The sequence below is a fragment of the Parasedimentitalea maritima genome, from assembly GCF_005771405.1.
Lineage (GTDB): Bacteria > Pseudomonadota > Alphaproteobacteria > Rhodobacterales > Rhodobacteraceae > Parasedimentitalea > Parasedimentitalea maritima.
In genome coordinates, this window is record NZ_VAUA01000003.1 from 299,783 (window position 1) to 315,654 (window position 15,872).

19 protein-coding genes are annotated in these 15,872 nt (G+C 58.0%); 9 read left to right on the top strand and 10 right to left on the bottom strand.

Annotation, left to right across the window (positions count from 1 at the left end):
- Positions 1 to 7 precede the first annotated feature (7 nt).
- Together FEE96_RS07715 and FEE96_RS07720 are read right to left on the bottom strand one after the other, a co-directional pair.
- Positions 8 to 517 carry a PhnA domain-containing protein gene (locus FEE96_RS07715; protein WP_138162440.1) on the bottom strand — a complete coding sequence of 170 codons (510 nt, stop codon included), beginning with the start codon at positions 515 to 517 and terminating at the stop codon, positions 8 to 10.
- A 75-nt stretch (positions 518 to 592) separates the two neighbouring features.
- Positions 593 to 910, bottom strand: a complete 318-nt coding sequence (locus FEE96_RS07720; protein WP_138162441.1) for a TraR/DksA family transcriptional regulator — start codon at positions 908 to 910, stop codon at positions 593 to 595.
- A 188-nt stretch (positions 911 to 1,098) separates the two neighbouring features.
- Between FEE96_RS07720 and FEE96_RS07725 the strand changes: the two genes are divergently transcribed.
- A complete protein-coding gene (locus tag FEE96_RS07725) occupies positions 1,099 to 1,236 on the top strand; it encodes an entericidin A/B family lipoprotein (RefSeq protein ID WP_138162442.1) in 138 nt (45 codons plus the stop codon).
- A gap of 748 nt (positions 1,237 to 1,984) precedes the next feature.
- Here the strand turns inward: FEE96_RS07725 and lepA are convergent.
- Positions 1,985 to 3,784, bottom strand: a complete 1,800-nt coding sequence (gene lepA, locus FEE96_RS07730; RefSeq protein ID WP_138162443.1) for a translation elongation factor 4 — start codon at positions 3,782 to 3,784, stop codon at positions 1,985 to 1,987.
- A 384-nt stretch (positions 3,785 to 4,168) separates the two neighbouring features.
- Between lepA and FEE96_RS07735 the strand changes: the two genes are divergently transcribed.
- From FEE96_RS07735 to FEE96_RS07745, 3 genes are all read left to right on the top strand, one after another.
- Complete coding sequence (locus FEE96_RS07735) at positions 4,169 to 4,351, top strand: hypothetical protein (RefSeq protein ID WP_138162444.1); 183 nt, start codon at positions 4,169 to 4,171, stop codon at positions 4,349 to 4,351.
- Positions 4,352 to 4,533: 182 nt separating this feature from the next.
- Positions 4,534 to 4,845, top strand: a complete 312-nt coding sequence (locus FEE96_RS07740; protein WP_138162445.1) for a hypothetical protein — start codon at positions 4,534 to 4,536, stop codon at positions 4,843 to 4,845.
- Between the two features lie 215 nt (positions 4,846 to 5,060).
- Positions 5,061 to 6,026, top strand: a complete 966-nt coding sequence (locus tag FEE96_RS07745; RefSeq protein ID WP_138162446.1) for a LysR family transcriptional regulator — start codon at positions 5,061 to 5,063, stop codon at positions 6,024 to 6,026.
- Positions 6,027 to 6,059: 33 nt separating this feature from the next.
- Here the strand turns inward: FEE96_RS07745 and FEE96_RS07750 are convergent, their stop codons facing one another.
- Positions 6,060 to 6,509, bottom strand: coding sequence for a low molecular weight protein-tyrosine-phosphatase (locus FEE96_RS07750; protein WP_138162447.1), 450 nt, complete (start codon positions 6,507 to 6,509; stop codon positions 6,060 to 6,062).
- A gap of 41 nt (positions 6,510 to 6,550) precedes the next feature.
- Between FEE96_RS07750 and FEE96_RS07755 the strand changes: the two genes are divergently transcribed.
- Both FEE96_RS07755 and FEE96_RS07760 read left to right on the top strand, forming a co-directional pair.
- Positions 6,551 to 6,997 (top strand): hypothetical protein, encoded by a 447-nt coding sequence (locus tag FEE96_RS07755; RefSeq protein WP_138162448.1) that lies wholly within the window; start codon positions 6,551 to 6,553, stop codon positions 6,995 to 6,997.
- Positions 6,994 to 7,689: an NAD-dependent deacylase gene (locus FEE96_RS07760; protein ID WP_138162449.1), complete on the top strand. Its 696-nt coding sequence runs from the start codon at positions 6,994 to 6,996 to the stop codon at positions 7,687 to 7,689. Before FEE96_RS07755 ends, FEE96_RS07760 begins: the two co-directional genes overlap by 4 nt.
- A gap of 78 nt (positions 7,690 to 7,767) precedes the next feature.
- Here the strand turns inward: FEE96_RS07760 and FEE96_RS07765 are convergent, their stop codons facing one another.
- The 4 genes from FEE96_RS07765 to FEE96_RS07780 all read right to left on the bottom strand — a co-directional run bounded on the left by FEE96_RS07765 (position 7,768) and on the right by FEE96_RS07780 (position 10,110).
- The gene (locus FEE96_RS07765) at positions 7,768 to 8,247 is read right to left on the bottom strand and encodes a copper chaperone PCu(A)C (protein ID WP_138162450.1); all 480 of its coding nucleotides are present in this window, start codon (positions 8,245 to 8,247) and stop codon (positions 7,768 to 7,770) included.
- A gap of 53 nt (positions 8,248 to 8,300) precedes the next feature.
- Positions 8,301 to 8,651, bottom strand: coding sequence for a hypothetical protein (locus FEE96_RS07770; protein ID WP_138162451.1), 351 nt, complete (start codon positions 8,649 to 8,651; stop codon positions 8,301 to 8,303).
- 132 nt (positions 8,652 to 8,783) lie between these two features.
- Positions 8,784 to 9,077 (bottom strand): 50S ribosomal protein L28, encoded by a 294-nt coding sequence (gene rpmB / locus FEE96_RS07775; RefSeq protein WP_138162452.1) that lies wholly within the window; start codon positions 9,075 to 9,077, stop codon positions 8,784 to 8,786.
- Between the two features lie 127 nt (positions 9,078 to 9,204).
- Positions 9,205 to 10,110, bottom strand: coding sequence for a LysR substrate-binding domain-containing protein (locus FEE96_RS07780; RefSeq protein WP_138162453.1), 906 nt, complete (start codon positions 10,108 to 10,110; stop codon positions 9,205 to 9,207).
- A gap of 92 nt (positions 10,111 to 10,202) precedes the next feature.
- On the opposite strand from FEE96_RS07780, the gene FEE96_RS07785 reads away from it, so the two are divergent.
- Positions 10,203 to 10,400 (top strand): hypothetical protein, encoded by a 198-nt coding sequence (locus FEE96_RS07785; protein ID WP_138162454.1) that lies wholly within the window; start codon positions 10,203 to 10,205, stop codon positions 10,398 to 10,400.
- Here FEE96_RS07785 and meaB read toward each other — a convergent pair.
- A complete protein-coding gene (gene meaB / locus FEE96_RS07790; RefSeq protein ID WP_138162455.1) occupies positions 10,387 to 11,370 on the bottom strand; it encodes a methylmalonyl Co-A mutase-associated GTPase MeaB in 984 nt (327 codons plus the stop codon). The two genes, FEE96_RS07785 and meaB, sit on opposite strands and share 14 nt — an antisense overlap.
- Positions 11,371 to 11,466: 96 nt before the next feature.
- Between meaB and hrpB the strand changes: the two genes are divergently transcribed.
- Complete coding sequence (hrpB, locus tag FEE96_RS07795; RefSeq protein ID WP_138162456.1) at positions 11,467 to 13,962, top strand: ATP-dependent helicase HrpB; 2,496 nt, start codon at positions 11,467 to 11,469, stop codon at positions 13,960 to 13,962.
- Between the two features lie 427 nt (positions 13,963 to 14,389).
- On the opposite strand, the gene FEE96_RS07800 is transcribed toward hrpB, so the two are convergent.
- On the bottom strand, positions 14,390 to 15,154 hold the full coding sequence (locus FEE96_RS07800) for an SDR family NAD(P)-dependent oxidoreductase (protein WP_138162457.1): 765 nt from the start codon (positions 15,152 to 15,154) through the stop codon (positions 14,390 to 14,392).
- A 209-nt stretch (positions 15,155 to 15,363) separates the two neighbouring features.
- Between FEE96_RS07800 and FEE96_RS07805 the strand changes: the two genes are divergently transcribed.
- Positions 15,364 to 15,822 carry an NUDIX hydrolase gene (locus FEE96_RS07805; protein WP_138162458.1) on the top strand — a complete coding sequence of 153 codons (459 nt, stop codon included), beginning with the start codon at positions 15,364 to 15,366 and terminating at the stop codon, positions 15,820 to 15,822.
- Positions 15,823 to 15,872 lie beyond the last annotated feature (50 nt).

Consider the following 15,872-nt stretch of genomic DNA (forward strand, 5'->3'; position numbering starts at 1 on the left):
TGCGCGTCTACTTCTTTTTGACAAACTGGGTCAGTATTACAATGCGCTGCCCTTCGACACGGCCCTCAATATGCTCAGGATTGTCCGCCACCAGCGAAATGCCGCGCACCGCGGTCCCACGTTTGGCCGTAAATCCGGCCCCTTTGACCGGCAGATCCTTGATTAGAACCACGGTATCGCCCTGGTTGAGCTTGCCTCCATTGCTATCGCGATGCACGACAACAGCTGCGACGTTCTCAACCCAGGCGCGGGTCTCATCATCCAGCCACAGCTGATCGCTCAGATCGCGCGCCCAATCGTGATCCGCCAGCCGGGTCAACAGACGAGCAGCCAGCACCTGTACTGGCAGGTCTTCCGACCACATCGACGAAGACAGACAACGCCAGTGGCTGGGGTCCAAATCCCCCTCAATCTGCGTCTGACAGGTCTCGCAAATGGCTGCAATTGCGCCGTCTGGGCCGCCACTGACAGGGACATCAGACAGCGGGACATCAGCGGAACATAGGGCGCATGTCATTTGGGGGCACTCCGGAAAAGACAAAAGTCAAAGGTGCTATAAGTCAGCCGGAACACAAAGGAAAGCAGCGACGTATCAGCCGTCACAGCTAGAGCAAAAAGGGGTTGCCGGGCATTTGTCCAGCCGTTCTTCTTCGATATCGTCGCCACAGATCTGGCAGAAGCCATAGCTGCCTTCGCGCAACCGGGCCAAGGCCACATCAATCCGCCGCAGCTCATCCATTTCAAAATGACCCAACATTTCGCCACATCGCTGCTCGTCTCCTTTTGGCTGCCAACCCAGAGGGATCGCCCCAGCCAATGCAGCCCCCGCACCAGTGCCGATCTCGGGCAGATGTCCGGCCAGTATCCGACGCTGTGCTTCTAGTGTGTTTCTGCGGGCGGCAAAATTCATCTCCATCGCTCCCTTCACAACCCCTGCGCCATCTCCTGACGTCACTGGAAGCTTAGTTCGTTGACCCAACGCAATAAACTCACTGGATATGAGGAGTCTGCGCCGCCCCCAAACCCGCCCCAAGCCTCCTATTGGCAGAGACAACGGAATGCTGGTAGAGATCCCCAACGCTAAAGACGGAGACACCAATGACCAAATTCCTCGCACTGGGCCTGGCCCTGTTTGCTCTTGCCGCCTGTGAAACCACCAAAGGCGCCGGCCGCGACATTTCCAAAGCCGGAACCGCCATCAGCGACGCCGCACAAGACGTCCAGAACGCGCTGTAAGCCACCCCAAGCGTTGCGCGCCCATATTATCGGCGTGCGCAACGCTTGCACGATGTTAAAACCAATACGCCAGTGTCCCCCTGTCGCGACACCCCAGCCGGACCTGACACCTCCGGCTGACATGGAACCGGGCCCCGATTAAAACCGGGGCGCCTAGCAATGGATATTGCGGGCCGGGTGAAACCCCCGACCTCCTCCGCCCCTCGGGCGGCGCCGCCTGAATTTACAATGGATGATCAACAGAACCGTTTCACGAGGACGTCACGAGATGATGCCTCTGAGTAGAACCCAGCCTAGATTGGCCACCCCGACAGAGTGAAAGCCTTTGCCGGTGCGTTTGGTGTGCTTTGGGGGTGAGGACTGTCTTGGAAATGATCTGAGGGAGTGAAGACACTTCTCAGAAACCATCTGGGGGATGGTTTCGTTTCTAAACGAACGGAGCCCATGGGTGCAGGTTCCTAGCGGCACAGTTTTGATAATAGAACTAAGGGAAGCGCACGACCCTGGCTGGGCGTGAAGCGCCCTCCCGTGGGGAGAGGGTCGCGCGGCCCGACGTGCCGCCGGGCTGGAGGGCTGTTAGGGGGGCGTACAACGGAAACCGGCGGAGCTGGTGCCCCGCCGGTTTTTAGGTGATGCGATTGAGGTTGGTGCTGAAGGGGGCCTTTGCGCGACGTACCGCAGAACATTCCCGTGTGGGCGCGCGATTGACTTCGTCATTCGCTGCCGCCGTCACTTAAAATGGGCAGCTTTAGCTGTCCATTTTAAGTGCGGAAATAAACGCCTCTTGTGGGATGTCGACTTTACCAAACTGGCGCATCTTTTTCTTACCCTTTTTCTGCTTGTCCAGCAGCTTCCGCTTACGGCTGGCGTCGCCGCCGTAACACTTGGCGGTCACGTCTTTGCGCAGGGCAGACAGGGTTTCGCGGGCGATCACTTTACCGCCGATGGCCGCCTGGATCGGGATCTTGAACATGTGGCGCGGGATCAGGTCTTTGAGCTTTTCGACCATGGCGCGGCCACGGGCATCAGCCCGGTCACGGTGCACCATCATCGACAGCGCATCCACCGGCTCGTCATTGACCAAGATCGACATCTTGACCAGATTGTCCTCGCGGTAGCCGGTCATCTGGTAATCAAACGAGGCATAGCCCTTGGTCACCGATTTCAGACGGTCGTAAAAGTCAAACACTACCTCGTTCAATGGCAGGTCATAAACTGCCATCGCACGCGAACCGGCATAGGTCAGGTCTTCCTGCAGACCACGGCGATCCTGACACAGCTTCAGCACATCACCCAGATATTCGTCAGGCACCAGAATAGTCGCCTTAATCCGCGGCTCTTCCAGGTGGTCCACATGGGTCAGGTCGGGCATATCTGCTGGATTGTGCAGTTCAACCATAGTGCCATCGCGCATGAACACGTGATACACCACCGAGGGCGCGGTGGTGATCAGCTCGATGTTATACTCACGCTCAATACGATCGCGGACCACTTCGAGGTGCAGCAGCCCCAGGAAGCCACAACGGAAGCCAAAGCCCAGCGCCGCGGATGTCTCCATCTCAAACGTAAAGGAGGCGTCGTTCAGCGCCAGCTTGTCAATCGCGTCGCGCAGGTCTTCGAACTCGGCACTGTCGACCGGGAATAAGCCACAGAACACCACGGGTTGCGCGGGCTTAAAGCCGTCCAACGCCACTTCGCAGCCCTGACGGTCATTGGTGATGGTATCACCCACACGGGTGTCGCGCACCTGCTTGATTGACGCGGTCAGGAACCCCATCTCGCCGGGGCCCAGCACATCAATAGTTTCCATCTCGGGGCGGAACACGCCGATGCGGTCAACGCTGTGCAGGGTGTCGTTGGACATGAACTTGACCCGCATGCCCTTTTTCAACTCACCGTCGATGATGCGGACCAGAACGATCACACCCAGATAGCTGTCATACCAGCTGTCCACCAACATCGCCTTCAGCGGCGCGTCGCGGGTGCCGGTTGGGGCGGGTAGTTCGTTGACGATAGCTTCGAGAGTTTCGTGGATCCCCTGCCCGGTTTTGGCAGAAACCTGAATGGCGCCTGTGGCCTCAATACCAATCACATCTTCGATTTGTTCGGCCACGCGGTCACAGTCAGAGGCCGGCAGGTCGATCTTGTTCAACACAGGCACGATCTCATGGTCGGCCTCCATCGCGTGGTAGACATTGGCCAGCGTCTGCGCCTCGACCCCTTGCGAGCTGTCGACGACCAGCAGCGAGCCTTCGACCGCACGCATCGAGCGGGAGACCTCATAGGCGAAATCGACGTGACCGGGGGTGTCGATCAGGTTCAGAACATAGTTCTCCCCGTCGTCCGCCTTGTAATCAATCCGCACCGTATTGGCCTTGATGGTGATACCGCGCTCGCGCTCGATATCCATAGAGTCGAGCAACTGCGCTTTCATATCACGGCCAGCCACCGTGCCGGTCTCTTGGATAAGACGGTCAGCAAGGGTGGATTTGCCGTGGTCAATATGCGCCACGATCGAGAAATTGCGGATTTTGGACAGTTCGGTCATGGGTGTGGATATGATTTGGATTCTTGCGCTGGTCAAGCGGCCGTATAGGGTGCGGGCAAGGTTATTTGATCTATGGGTGCATTCGTTGGCGGATTTTGATGCTATTGAGGATATGGAGCAGCTAGAAAGCTGGCTGAAGAGGAACGCTAGCTCCTTCGCCCGGTCGCCAGACCGGGCCGCGCCTGACCTTCCCGTCAAACCAGAGGTTTGCCTCCGGCAAAACGGAGAAGGCGCTTTGCACCTCCCCAACGTCAGCCGCTGCCCTTAGCGGTAGTTCTAAGGCCTTACTTGCGTCCCCCCCCCATGCATCAAACCGCCATTTCGTGTATACTAACCTCTCCAGGCGCGCGAACAGCCAGGTGCCAACCGCAGGAGGACCACCCTATGAATGCCATCCAAACCGCAGAATTTGCTCGTGCATTGTACAGCGCGCATGGCGACAAGGCAGAAGCAGAAGCGGCTCATAAGATGCAAGAATGTGAGGCCGCGGGTAACAGTGACAAGGTTCAGGACTGGAAAGCCATCCGGCAAGCCATTCGCGCGCTGCGCGGACCCAATCAATCCTGACGACACTGTCCTCGGGTCACACCTGATATTTTAGCGCAATACATCTCAAACAACATAGGCCCGGCAGATTCCTGCCCAAAGCTTTTGCTGCATTTACCATGATTGCAACAAACCCGCGCTTTCGTCATAGTGCCCAAAACGCGAGCACCAAGACTCGCTTATCTGGCCCGAGGACGTCGACTATGAAGCTGCTGCTGATCCCCCTGCTCTGTGCAGGGCCACTTGTTATTGTACCTTCCGCGCCTGTTCAGGCGAGTACCGTTGAGCGCGCTTGCCGCCAATCCGACCGCTCGGCGTCATCGCCATCGCTGTGTCGGTGCATTGGCAAGGTCGCCAAGGCCAGCCTCTCGAGTTCTGAACAGCGCACCGTCGCCAAGTGGTTTGATGATCCACATCAGGCACAAGTAATCCGGCAATCCGATAGCCGCAGCGATGAGCGTCTCTGGCTGCGCTACAAGGCCTTTGGAGAGCGTGCAGCCCGCACTTGCAGCTAATCAACGCGCTGCCTGTTCCGCCCAAAACCACCTCCAGACCTCTGGCGTCACTTCAGGACGTGTGACGCTAGGGAAATCACTTCCACCAAGTACTTACAATTTTAATGACTTTTAAGTTGTTACGCCGCCTCGACATTCCCGCCTTCCGGTTTTCGCTCTTGACCCTAGTACCCCGCATACTCACAAAAGGCTGAACAAAAATGGGGAGCGTGCAAATGCTGATGAAAGGGGTAACCCTTCGGGGGCTCGAGGTGTTTGAAGCCCTGGCCAAAACGGGGTCAGTCGCACAGGCCGCTGAACTGACCGGACTAAGCCAGCCGGCCGTGAGCCAACAGCTGCGCAATCTGGAAAAGGCACTGGGGTCTGACCTGGTTGATCACAGCCGCCGCCCGATGCTGGTGACCGCAGCTGGCCGCAATTTCCTGAACCGAACCGAGGTCGTCTTGTCAGAGCTGCGGCTGGCGCAGAGCGAATTGACGGTCATGGATCTGACCCACCTGTCGACCTTGTCGATTGGCCTGATCGACGATTTCGACAATGATCTCACCCCTCGTCTGGTTACCATTCTGGCCGATAGCCTGACCCAATGCCGGTTCAAGATGATCACTGCGTCCAGCCATGACATCAGCCGGGCAATGGCCGCGCGGGATTTGCACATTGCGGTGGCAGCCAGCACCGGTGAACAGCGCGAAGACATTGTGGAATACCCTCTGGTACGCGACCCTTTCATTCTGGTGGCCCCCAAAGGGTTCCTGTCCGATCCCAGCACTCAGGAAGAATTACTAAGACAGTTGCCCCTGCTCCGGTATGATCACGAGCAACTGATTTCACAACAAATCGAAGCCCATCTGGCGCAGCAGAAACTAGAGTTTGAAGAGCGCTTTGAAATCGGCTCTCATTTGGCCCTTATGGCTATGGTTGCGCGGCGGATTGGCTGGTCGGTGACCACGCCACTTGGCTATATGCGGGCGGGTCGGTTCCACGATCAAATTGATGCTTTTCCTTTGCCTTTCGGGGCGTTTTCACGCGACATTTCCTTGTTCGCCGCCGCCGATTGGGCCGATCGGGTACCACGCGACGTCGCGCAAACCATGCGTCACCTGTTGCAAAGCCAGGTCATTGGGCCTGCGATCAGCCAGTTACCCTGGCTAGCCGGACAGTTGCAGGTGATGGAAGAGTAATACCCTGCCTCTCTCGCTGGCTCCTGCGAAAGATCAATCAGGCGCGTCGAGTGCCTGCTTCAATCCAGTGGCGCACTGAGCAATCAAATCCAGACAGCCGTCAAAATCGCGGGTGGAATAGGGGTCGGGCACATGATCCGCCTGCGTCGCAGCGGCGTAGTCTGTGAACAACTGCACTGGTGTCTGACACCCTGATGGGCGCAGGGTCTCGACTTTAGCTTGATTGTCGGCATCCATCACGATGATCAGATCAAAACGATCATAGTCAGATGGGGCGAATTGCCGGGCCCGAAGGTCAGAGATATCAACCCCACGTCCCCGCAGCGCAGATTGCATGGCCCCATATGGTGGCTCCCCCACATGCCAGTCTGATGTGCCAGCACTGTCCGTCATAAACTCCGGCGCAAGATCGCGAAACACGCCTTCAGCTGCAGGCGAGCGGCAGATGTTACCAAGACAGACAAACAGAATTTTCTGAGGCATGGTAGAGAGGTGTCCTGTGTTAGTTGTGGAAAGGCGCAGATGTGAAGTTACTTAACAACGGCTTGCATGGGTTTGCCATAGCCCTATTTGTCATCTCGGCCAGTCCGCTCTGGGCAGACACTGCGCCATCCCCCTACGAAACAGACTGCACAATGAAAACCTGGGCTGGCTACCTTGCCCCCTACGAACAGGAAATCACTCTGAAAGAAGTTCTTCCACACCCTAATGGAGACATTCTTGCATATGAGTTGTCGCCCATAGTCGGAGACTTTGCAAAGGCCTATATGTTCCTGTTTGATGATGGCATCTGCTTTCGCGAAGTGATTTCCATTGGTTCTTATGCGATTACCGCGATGATGCATGATGGTTCCGGGCGGTTGTTTCATGCCGATCATTACAAAGAAGACGAGCATGGCACCCTCGATTTCTTCACGGGAAAACCGAGTTATGAAGCCGCAAAGGCCTTGGCCCTGGGAGTGTTGAATTGAGCAAGATCGTTATTCTCACCGGAGCCGGGATCTCAGCTGAAAGTGGCTTGGGCACGTTTCGAGATGAAAATGGGCTCTGGGCGCAACACCGGATCGAAGATGTCGCAACACCCGAAGGCTTTGCCCGCAATCCTGATCTTGTTCATTCCTTCTATAATGCCCGCAGGCACCAGTCCTCGGCGGCGCAGCCCAATGCCGCCCATATGGCACTGGCACAGCTGCAGGCCCAACACCCCGGCGAGGTTGTGATCATCACGCAAAACGTTGATGGGCTTCATGAGAAAGGTGGGGCCTCTAACGTTTGGCATATGCATGGCATTCTGGACGGCGCCCTTTGTGCGGCTTGCAGCCACCGCTGGTACGCAGCTGAGGACATGCACCGGGGCACACTCTGCCCGTCTTGTCAGATGCCTGCAGCACGTCCCGATATCGTTTGGTTTGGCGAGATGCCTTATGACATGGAGCAGATCTATGCCCAGCTCGCCGGTGCGGATCTGTTTGCTTCCATTGGAACCTCATCACAGGTCTATCCGGCAGCGGCATTTGTCCACGAAGCTCAGGCGGCGGGCGCTCACACGGTTGAGCTTAATCTGGAGCCATCGTCAATGGTTTCGAGTTTTGCTGAAACACGCTTTGGCCCTGCCACCGTGATTGTCCCTCAATGGGTCAATGAGGTGATCGGCCAGCCCTGAAACGTCAAAGCCAGCCCCAAAGGGCTGGCCAGGCGCGCAGGAGGGCGGCAGCGCCGTCGGACGCCGCGCCCCGCTTGCTTAGTTGCTGTGTTTGGTATGACCCATACCACCATGGCTCGCCTTGCGCTCCAGATCGACTGGGACTTCAACAACCACATCACCAGCCTTTTCAAAGGTCAGGGTCAGCGTAACTGTGTCCCCCTGTTTCAGCTCCTGGGTCAGACCCATAAACATCACGTGGTCACCACCACGTTGCAGCATATGTGTCTCGCCAGCAGGAATCGCAAAGCCTTCCTCGACATGCATCATCTTCATGACACCATCGCCCATGTCCTTATGGGTGTGCAGCTCGGTGCGCTTGGCGATATCGCTGCTGACTGCGATCAGGCGGTCGTCCTCACCTGTGTGGTTGGCAACAGCCATAAAGGCCGCGCCTGCCATCTTGTTAGAAGCCCGCGCATAAGCATCTTCCACCATGATCTTGGACATATCGGCAAAGGCTGCTCCAGCCAGAGTCAGGGATGCAGCGGCAGCAATAACTACGGATTTGAAAGACATAGTCGTCTCTCCTTTAGTCTGATTTTGATTTCTTAGTTTGAGTTTGTGTAGGTTCAGGACCCAACCGGCGGTGAACGCGCACCGGCCTGCAGTGGCATCCGAGACTGGAGACGTATCGCTACAAGAAACTCAGCCCGGCGCATTGGCTCGGGGGTGGCATGCTCTGCGTGTTGCACTGGCAACACCACATCCAGCGCCGCAGAAATGCAATCAGGACAGTCATGTGGCGCCCGCGTGGGCTGACCATCCGCGTCCACATAGATCACCACCGGTCCATTGCCTGAACAGATCACCATCTGACCGGTCGCATCACGCATCCCCGCCGCAGCGCCGGCGCTATGGGCGGTCAGGGTGATCGCAAAGACCAGAAACAGGGTCAGGTATGAACGGATAAGATGTCTCATTGCCGCAAGATAGGCCGGGGTTTGGTCAATCTGCAAGTCGCAAAACAGTCGCAGTTTGTGCTGGCACAACAAACAAAAACACCCTGCACGATCACTCGTACAGGGTGCAAATTTTTTGATCCGGTGAAGGGATCAGGCCTGAGCAGCAACAACTGCCTTGGCGATCTCTTTCTTCACTTTCAACGCGCCTGTTGACAGCTCGTCGTCTTTGGCTTTTGCCAAGAATGCGTCCAGACCACCACGGTGATCAACGGTGCGCAGAGCAGCAGCCGAAATCTTCAGCTTAACGCCGCGGCCCAGAGTCTCGGACTGCAGGGTTACGTCGTTCAGGTTTGGCAAAAACCGACGGCGTGTGCGGTTTTTGGCATGGCTTACGTTATTGCCCGTCATCGGGCCTTTTCCGGTCAATTCGCAACGGCGCGACATGGCATTATCCTCGTTTTCGTCACGGGGAAGCAGACCCCGTCAATGTAAGAGAGCGCCGCCTAAGCCGCACTCAGAATTTCGTTGGCTGCTCATACGCGGAATCAAAACGGGCGTCAAGCGAGTCAGGTCACCCTGCGACCACTAGTGTTTGCATTTCTGCCAGCAGCCATTTCCGAAACGCCCGGATCGCAGGAGATTTCCGCCTGCGTTCAGCATAGACCAACCACACCGGGCGTCCACTCTCAACCACGATATCAAAGGGTTGTATCAATTCCCCATTGGCCAGTTCCCGCCGGTAATAGGTTGGGGTCAGCAGGGTTACCCCCTGCCCGGCCTTGGCGGCCTGAACCTCAAAAATTTGCGACCCCATGGTTTTATCACGCAGGTTCTTGGTACACGGCGGTGTCAGCCCGGCCGCTTCAAACCAGCGATCCCAGGCAGGATGCCCTGCAACCACGCGCGGAGCTGTCAACAGATCCTCAAGACAGGTCAACGGCCCGTGACGTTCGATGTAGGCCGGGCTGATCATCGGCGTAATCTCAGGCCGCATCAAATGGTCCGCTCGCATGCCCTCCCAATTGCCATCACCAATGCGGATGGCAACGCTCGCCTCACCGGCCTCCAGATTGACCGGTTTTTGATTGATATCGATCCGGGTGGCGATATCCGGGTTCTCGGCCTGAAACTGCCACAACCTTGGCCCCAGAACACTGGCTGCAAAAGCGGCAATAACAGAAATCACCAAAGTGTCCTCGGTCGTCTGGCGCAGTTCAGCAAAGGCCTCACGCAGGATCTCCAGCGCCTCTCCGGCGCGGGCCGCCAATTGCGCCCCGTCTGGCGTCAGTTGCACGCCGCGTGGCTGGCGGCGAAACAAGGGCACCCCAGCGCGATCTTCCAACTGTTTAATCTGATAGCTCACCGCGGCCTGAGTCATCCCCAACTCTTCAGCTGCGCGGGTAAAACTGCCAAAGCGCGCCGCGGCTTCAAATGCGCGCACGGCGGTCAACGGTGGAAGAGGTAGCTGATCTGGCATAAAATCTCCTTATGCCTCCCCATGGCAATTCAATTGGTCATTCCGGCACCTCATCCCCATTTAGCCAATGTAAGAGATGAAAGGAAAGCGCTATGACCACGCATTGTATTGAGCACCAGCCACAAAGATCACTTTGGACAGGCCTGAAACTGCGCTGGCCCCAAAAGCGCCGCGATCAGTTGGTCCGGCAGTTGCAAGCACGTTCATCGCTGCGCGATTTGTCCAGCCATATTCAAAAGGACATTGGCCTGTTCAATGAAACAGGTCGCCAGCCCTCTACCCGGTGGTAATTTTCAGGCAGGCCAAGGCAAGGCCCGCCGCTTTGACCGAAGACACCTCACCACTGGCAACCTGAAGCGCAAGCTGATTGATCTCACTTTGCGCTTCAGCGGTACTCAATTGAGACAATACCGCCTGTCGCAGTTCTTCGTGGAACCAATATTGGGCCTGTTCGGCACGACGTTGCTGCCAGTGCCCATGTTCGCGGCGCCAGGCATCTAACTGCTGCAACTCGTCCCAGGCAATGGATAGCCCCTGATCTTCCAGCGCAGACACCATCAGTGCTTTGGGGAAACCCGCAGGGTCCTGCGGGCGCTTGCGCAGCAGTCGCAGCGCGCCGGAATAGTCTGCACAGGTACGGCTGGCGGCAGACTTCAGTTCTCCATCAGCCTTGTTGACCAGAATCACATCGGCGATTTCCATGATGCCACGCTTGACCCCCTGCAGCTCATCCCCACCAGCCGGGGCCAGCAACAGCAAGAACAGGTCAGAAATTTCGCTCACCACGGTTTCGGACTGACCAACCCCAACCGTTTCGATCAGCACCACATCGTAGCCCGCAGCCTCACACAACGCCACAGCTTCACGGGACCGCCGCGCCACCCCACCAAGATTGGTCTGACTGGGCGAAGGGCGGATAAAGGCGTTGGGGTCACGTGACAGTCGTTCCATCCGGGTCTTGTCGCCAAGAATCGATCCCCCCGAACGCGCTGAACTTGGATCGACTGCCAGCACCGCCACCCGCAGCCCCTGTGCGGTGAGCATCAGGCCAAAGCTCTCGATGAAGGTGGATTTGCCAACACCGGGCGTGCCGGACAGGCCAATGCGTAGCGCCTGCCGTTTGTGTCGGGCCAAAAGATCCAGCAGCTCGGTTGCCCGCGCCCGGTGATCAGCACGACCACTTTCCACCAACGTGATGGCGCGGGCCAATGCGCGTCGGTCACTGCTCAGAATCTTTGTGCTCAGCTCGGCAATATCCATGCCTGCCCCCTTGGTTTGGTCTCGCTTACTTGACGCAGCTCGGTGCAGCTTGTCCAGTGGCTAGACCTTCGTGCAGTCATTGGCGATAACAGCGCCATGACAAAACTTCCCATTGATGCCGTCCTGCCCGAATTGATTGATGCCCTGCGCGCCGATGGCCGGGCCGTCCTGCAAGCTCCCCCTGGTGCGGGCAAAACCACCCGTGTGCCATTGGCGATGCTGGAGGCCGACCTGTGCAAGGGCCGCATCGTAATGCTGGAACCGCGCCGTCTGGCCGCGCGTGCCGCAGCTGAACGGATGGCCGAGACATTGGGCGAGCGGGTTGGCGACACCGTTGGCTACAGGGTGCGCGGCGAATCCAAAGTGTCCAAGACCACCCGCATCGAAGTGGTCACCGAGGGCATCCTGACCCGGATGTTACAGTCAGATCCAGACCTGCCGGGCATCGGCGCGGTGATCTTTGATGAATTCCACGAACGGTCGCTGAACGCCGACTTTGGCTTGGCTCTCTGTCTGGAAGTGGCAGAGGCCCTGCGCGACGATCTGATCCTGATGGCGATGTCTGCGACACTGGATGCGGGTCCCGTGGCCGAGTTGATGCAGGCCCCAATGGTTACGTCTGAGGGACGCAGCTATGATGTAGAAACACGCTGGCTTGACCGACCCATTACGACACAGGGGCCTCGTGGGCCATCACGCGGGGCCGCCGCGCGAACACAGCGACTGGATGCGCTGGTGGATCTGGTGCAACAGGCCGAAAAAGACACGCGTGACACAGGGGGGGGTATCCTGGTGTTTCTCCCCGGCGAAGGGGAGATCCGCCGGGCGGCCTCGGCACTGACGGCAAAGCTGCCGGAAACCTGCGTCGTGCGGCCCTTGTTTGGCGCCCTGCCATTCAGTGAACAACGCGCCGCCATCGCACCTGTCAAATCCGGCCGCAAAGTTGTGCTGGCGACGTCCATTGCTGAGACATCACTGACCATTCAGGACATTCGCGTGGTGGTCGATATGGGTCAGGCGCGCCGGGCCCGGTTTGATCCCGGTTCCGGCATGTCGCGATTGATCACCGAAAAGGTAACACGGGCCGAAGCCACCCAGCGGCGAGGCCGGGCTGGACGGGTGGCAGAGGGCATCTGCTATCGGCTGTGGACCAAGGGCGAAGAGGGCGCGCTGGCGGCCTATCCACCAGCCGAGATAGAAGCTGCAGATCTGACAGGGCTGGCGCTGGAACTGGCCTTATGGGGCGCCGCCACAAGCGATTTGTCCTTCCTGACCCCACCGCCCGAGGGGGCAATGACTGAGGCACAGGCCCTGTTGCGAATGCTCGGCGCCTTGGATGCTCAGGGTCGGATCACCGGGCACGGCAAGGCTCTGGCCACCCTGCCGCTCCACCCACGACTGGGGCATATGCTGGTCACCGGCGGTCCAGACGCGGTGCAATTGGCAGCATTGATGGCCGAACGCGATCCCTTGCGCGGTGCACCAAGTGACCTCTTGCTGCGGATGCAGGCCATGCAGGATCCCAAGGGGTTCATGCGGAAACGCCCCTACCAGGTGAACATGCCGGTGATTGAACGGATCAAAGCAGAGAGCCGCCGCCTGCGGCGGCAGGGCACGAAGCAGCCGAAACCTGATGCCCCGCTGACCCCTGCCGCCATGGCCGCGCTCGCCTATCCTGATCGTATCGGACAGCGCCGCAAAGGGGACACGCCGCGCTATGTCCTCTCCGGCGGTAAGGGCGTGGTGCTGGATGACAGCGATACCCTGGCATCGGCGCCCTTCATTGTGACGCTGGACAGTGACGGTAACCTGCGCGAAGCGCGGGTGCGGATGGCGGCACAGATCTCACAAAGCGAGATCCGTGCCCTGTTCAAGGATCAGATCGCTTGGAACGACATTTGTGAATGGTCCAAACGTGACCGGCGGGTGGTGTCGCGCAAGCAAGAGCGGTTTGGCGCCATAGTCCTGGACGATCAGGTCTGGAAAGATGTCCCACCCGAAGCGGTGGCAGAGGCGATGCTGGACGGGGTGCGTGACCTTGGTTTACGCCTAACGGGGGCGGCGGCACGCTTGGCAGCGCGGGTTGAACTGGTGCGCGCCGAAGGTCACGACCTGCCTGACTTCTCAATCCAAGGCCTCACCGACACTATAGGTGACTGGCTGCTGCCGATGCTGACCGGGATAAAAACTGCAGAGGACTGGAAGCGGTTCGACCTGCTGCCTGCCCTGCGTGCGGCGCTGGACTGGAACCAAACCCAACTGCTGGACCGCGAGGCCGCCAGCCACTTCACCAGCCCACTGGGCAACCGGATACCGATCACCTATGCCGAGACCGGCCCCGAGATCGAGGTGCGGATACAGGAATTGTTTGGCGTCACCCGGCATCCGGCCAGTGGTGGTGTACCCTTGAAAATAACCTTGCTGTCCCCTGCCCGTCGCCCCATTCAGATCACCCGAGACCTACCCGGATTTTGGACCGGATCTTATGCGGACGTGCGCAAGGACATGCGGGCGCAATATCCCAGACATCCCTGGCCAGAAGACCCCACACAGGCAGATCCAACCCTGCGTGCAAAGCGGCGACCTAGATAGCCACGACAAAATGCAGCGAATCGGCGTCTATTCTGGTGCTTTTGGCGGCAAAAATGGTGGATCTGCCACTCCACCCGCCACATTGGCGGCATTTATGAAAATTTTGGCGTCAATGCTCATATCCACAGAGCCATCTAAAATGTATCTTAAATGCACAAGAACAAAAACAAGACCAAAAACAAAAACACGACCCTAAGAACACTGAATATAGGCAGACTTGACAGGCATCGAGTAGCACCTCTTTTCACCCCCTTCCTCTTTACCCGAGATGATCTCGGGCAATAGGGGCATCAGGCATTTGAGCCTGAAGTGGGGCGGCGCGTTTAATCCCTCCCCGGCGCGCTGCCCCCATCATTTCCCCAACAACACCCCCTGCCAAAGTGATGAGCAATGCGGCATCGCCTGCCTTAAGATCGGGGCAAGTCTGTCAGTCCGCTGTGTTTGTGGCTCTCAGCGCAGGCAATCCAATCCCCACAGCCTCAAAACCGCCATCAGCCGCCAGGATTTGACCGGTGATAAAACTGGCTTTATCCGACAGCAAAAATGTTATGGCCGCGGCGATTTCTTCTTCCTTGCCATAGCGGTTCAAAGGCAACGCGTCGTGATACGCGGCAATAATTTCAGGCGAGTGCACTGCCATTGCCAGTTTGGTGGCCACGGGCCCCGGAGCCACCGCATTTACCCGGATGCCCAGTTCGCCCAGCTCAGCAGCCTGTTGCAGCGTCAGCTGTGCCAAGGCCGCCTTAGAGGTGCCATAGGCGACCCGCAATGTGCTGGCGCGCAACCCGGAGATCGAGGTGATATTCACCACCGCCCCGCCACCACTTTCCGCCAGCAAGCCGGTAAAGGCCTGTGTCATCAGGAATGGACCGTCCAGATTGGTTTGCATCACGCGCTGCCAGCGCTCAAACGTTGTGTCCCGGATAGGACCAAAATCCGCCACACCTGCGTTGTTGACCAGCCCGTCCAGACGACCAAATGCTTCGGTTACCTCAGCCAGAACCCGATCCGCATCTGCCGGGTCTGAGACATCCGCATCAATGCCGATGGCACCGGGCAGTTTAGTCAGCGCCACTGCCAACTCGGCGCTGTCGCGGTCCAGAATTGCGACCTGCCAGCCTTCGGCCATCAGTTCTTTGGCTGTGGCAAAACCAATGCCGCGCGCGCCACCGGTGATCAGTGCAGATTTCATCGAACTCTCCTAGGCCAGTTTCTTCACTGGCGCATGGCGCCTCAGCACACTGCAATTGTCAATCCATTCACACCACAAGATTGAGATCGTCAAAAATACCGCACTTTGAGCCGTTGTCCCCAGCCCGCATTGTAACCAAGGCGAGCTGGGCCTATATGTCCGACATCCAAATATCACACTGAGGCAAGCCGCAAAGGCACCGAGCAGTTATGACGCGCGCGTTAACCCGTGCCTGGGAAGAGATTCTCAGGCCCATGATCTTTAGGCCAAAGCGCCTACAGGTAGCAGCCCTGTGCTACCGCAAGACAGACGACGGCACGGATGTGCTGATGATCACCAGCCGTGGCACCGGCCGCTGGATCCTCCCCAAAGGCTGGCCGATCCAGGGCAAAGACGGCGCCCAATCCGCTCTACAAGAAGCCTGGGAAGAAGCCGGGGTCAAAAAAGCCAAGATCGAAGGCGAACCGATCGGGCACTATGACTATCAAAAAAATCGAGGTCGGGGCCGGGTCGAAACGGTAGAAACACTGGTCTATATTGCTCAGGTGACCAAACTGTCCAAATCCTATCCCGAGCGTAAACAACGCAAGCGCCAATGGGTCCCCGTCGAAGACGCCGCCAATCTGGTACATGAGCCACAGTTGCGCGATTTGCTACGCCAACTGTAACAGTCTTACGAACTATTTGCGACAAATCCCTTGCACCGAATCCAAGGGAG